The following is a 3,292-nucleotide window of genomic DNA, read 5'->3' as shown; positions in this document are numbered from 1 at the left end:
CGGTGGGGGGCCGCCCGTATGTTGAGAACTACACAGTGGACGCGAGCATCTTTGTGGCTCAAGTTTTTAAGGGCACACGGTGGATGCCTTGGCACCAGGAACCGAAGAAGGACGTAGGAATCTGCGATAAGCCTCGGGGAGTCGATAACCAGACTGTGATCCGAGGATTTCCGAATGGGGAAACCCGGCTGGAGGCAAGTCCAGTCACTCCCGCCTGAACACATAGGGCGGGTAGAGGGAACGTGGGGAAGTGAAACATCTCAGTACCCACAGGAAGAGAAAGCAACCGCGATTCCGTGAGTAGTGGCGAGCGAAAGCGGAAGAGGCTAAACCTCAGTTGTGTGATACCTGTCAGGGGTTGCAGCTGGGGGGTCGTGGGACTTTTCGGTCAGTGCTGACACGCTGGCATGGAGTAAGAAATGCGCGTTGTAGTCGAAGGGCATTGAAAGGCCCGGCACAGAGGGTGCTACCCCCGTAGACGAAACGATGCGCACTCCAGAGAAGTATCCCAAGTAGCACGGGGCCCGAGAAATCCCGTGTGAATCTGGCGGGACCACCCGCTAAGCCTAAATATTCCCTGGTGACCGATAGCGGACAAGTACCGTGAGGGAAAGGTGAAAAGTACCCCGGGAGGGGAGTGAAATAGATCCTGAAACCGTGTGCCTACAATCCGTCGGAGCCTCCTTGTGGGGTGACGGCGTGCCTTTTGAAGAATGAGCCTGCGAGTTAGTGCTCAGTGGCGAGGTTAACCCGTGTGGGGAAGCCGTAGCGAAAGCGAGTCCGAATAGGGCGTTTTAGTCGCTGGGTCTAGACCCGAAGCGGAGTGATCTACCCATGGCCAGGTTGAAGCGACGGTAAGACGTCGTGGAGGACCGAACCCACTTAGGTTGAAAACTGAGGGGATGAGCTGTGGGTAGGGGTGAAAGGCCAATCAAACTCCGTGATAGCTGGTTCTCCCCGAAATGCATTTAGGTGCAGCGTCACGTGTTTCTTACCGGAGGTAGAGCTACTGGATAGCTGATGGGCCTCACCAGGTTACTGACGTTAGCCAAACTCCGAATGCCGGTAAGTGAGAGCGTGGCAGTGAGACTGCGGGGGATAAGCTCCGTAGTCGAGAGGGAAACAGCCCAGACCACCATCTAAGGTCCCTAAGCGTGTGCTAAGTGGGAAAGGATGTGGAGTTGCATTGACAACCAGGAGGTTGGCTTAGAAGCAGCCACCCTTTAAAGAGTGCGTAATAGCTCACTGGTCAAGTGATTCCGCGCCGACAATGTAGCGGGGCTCAAGCACACCACCGAAGCTGTGGCATTGACACTTTGCCCGGCCGTGGCATCTGAGGATCCACGGTCCAAGCGTGTTGATGGGTAGGGGAGCGTCGTGTGGCCAGGGAAGCGGCGGAGTGATCCAGCCGTGGAGGCCACACGAGTGAGAATGCAGGCATGAGTAGCGAATGACGGGCGAGAAACCCGTCCGCCGAATAACCAAGGGTTCCAGGGTCAAGCTAATCTGCCCTGGGTAAGTCGGGACCTAAGGCGAGGCCGACAGGCGTAGTCGATGGACATCCGGTTGATATTCCGGAACCGGCGAAGAACCGCCCATGATGAACCTAGTGATGCTAAGCGCCTGAAGCCAGTTCCCAATGCCTTCGGGCTGAGGTTTCTGGTGGAGCGCGCGACCCGATCTAGTAGTAGTCAAGCGATGGAGAGACGCAGGAAGGTAGCCTCCGCGTGGCGATGGTAGTCCACGTCCAAGGGTGTAGGGCGAGCTGTAGGCAAATCCGCAGCTCACACAGCCTGAGACCTGATAGTGACCGCGTATGCGGGAAGCAGGGTGATCCTATGCTGCCAAGAAAATCTTCTAGCGAGGTTCGAGCCGCCCGTACCCCAAACCGACTCAGGTGGTTAGGTAGAGAATACCAAGGCGATCGAGTGAATCGTGGTTAAGGAATTCGGCAAAATACCCCCGTAACTTCGGGAGAAGGGGGGCCCGGATCCTGAAGTCACTTGCTGACTAGGGAGAACGGCCGCAGAGACCAGGGAGAAGCGACTGTTTACTAAAAACACAGGTCCGTGCGAAGTCGCAAGACGATGTATACGGACTGACGCCTGCCCGGTGCTGGAAGGTTAAGAGGACCGGTTAGTTCTTCGGAGCGAAGCTGAGAATTTAAGCCCCAGTAAACGGCGGTGGTAACTATAACCATCCTAAGGTAGCGAAATTCCTTGTCGGGTAAGTTCCGACCTGCACGAATGGCGTAACGACTTCTCCACTGTCTCAACCACGAACTCGGCGAAATTGCACTACGAGTAAAGATGCTCGTTACGCGCAGCAGGACGGAAAGACCCCGGGACCTTTACTACAGCTTGGTATTGGTGTTCGGTACGGCTTGTGTAGGATAGGTGGGAGACTGTGAAGCCGGCACGCCAGTGTCGGTGGAGTCAACGTTGAAATACCACTCTGGTCGTTCTGGATATCTAACCTCGGTCCGTGATCCGGATCAGGGACAGTGCCTGGTGGGTAGTTTAACTGGGGCGGTTGCCTCCTAAAAGGTAACGGAGGCGCCCAAAGGTTCCCTCAGCCTGGTTGGCAATCAGGTTTTGAGTGTAAGTGCACAAGGGAGCTTGACTGTGAGACAGGCATGTCGAGCAGGGACGAAAGTCGGGACTAGTGATCCGGCGGTGGCTTGTGGAAGCGCCGTCGCTCAACGGATAAAAGGTACCCCGGGGATAACAGGCTGATCTTGCCCAAGAGTCCATATCGACGGCATGGTTTGGCACCTCGATGTCGGCTCGTCGCATCCTGGGGCTGGAGTAGGTCCCAAGGGTTGGGCTGTTCGCCCATTAAAGCGGTACGCGAGCTGGGTTTAGAACGTCGTGAGACAGTTCGGTCCCTATCCGCTGTGCGCGTAGGAAACTTGAGAAGAGCTGTCCCTAGTACGAGAGGACCGGGATGGACGAACCTCTGGTGTGTCAGTTGTTCTGCCAAGAGCACGGCTGATTAGCTACGTTCGGAAGTGATAACCGCTGAAAGCATCTAAGCGGGAAGCACGCTTCAAGATGAGGTTTCCATGGACTTCGGTCCGAGAGGCTCCCAGCTAGACTACTGGGTTGATAGGCCAGACGTGGAAGCACAGCAATGTGTGTAGCTGACTGGTACTAATAAGCCGATAACTTGATACAACAAAGATGTTACGCGTCCACTGTGTGGTTCCCGAGATACGGTCGGGACAAACAAACCACTGAATATCTCCATAGAGTTTCGGCTGTCATAGCGAAGGGGAAACGCCCGGTCCCAT

1 rRNA gene is annotated in these 3,292 nt (G+C 55.7%); it reads left to right on the top strand.

From position 1 onward, the window contains the following. Window positions 1-56 precede the first annotated feature (56 nt). Window positions 57-3,176 (top strand): 23S ribosomal RNA (locus ABEA42_RS18495). Window positions 3,177-3,292: the final 116 nt, after the last annotated feature.

It is taken from the genome of Pedococcus ginsenosidimutans, assembly GCF_039544395.1.
Lineage (GTDB): Bacteria > Actinomycetota > Actinomycetes > Actinomycetales > Dermatophilaceae > Pedococcus > Pedococcus ginsenosidimutans.
The sequence above is the reverse complement of the archived record's forward strand: the minus strand, read 5'-3'. Positions and strand labels throughout refer to the sequence as shown.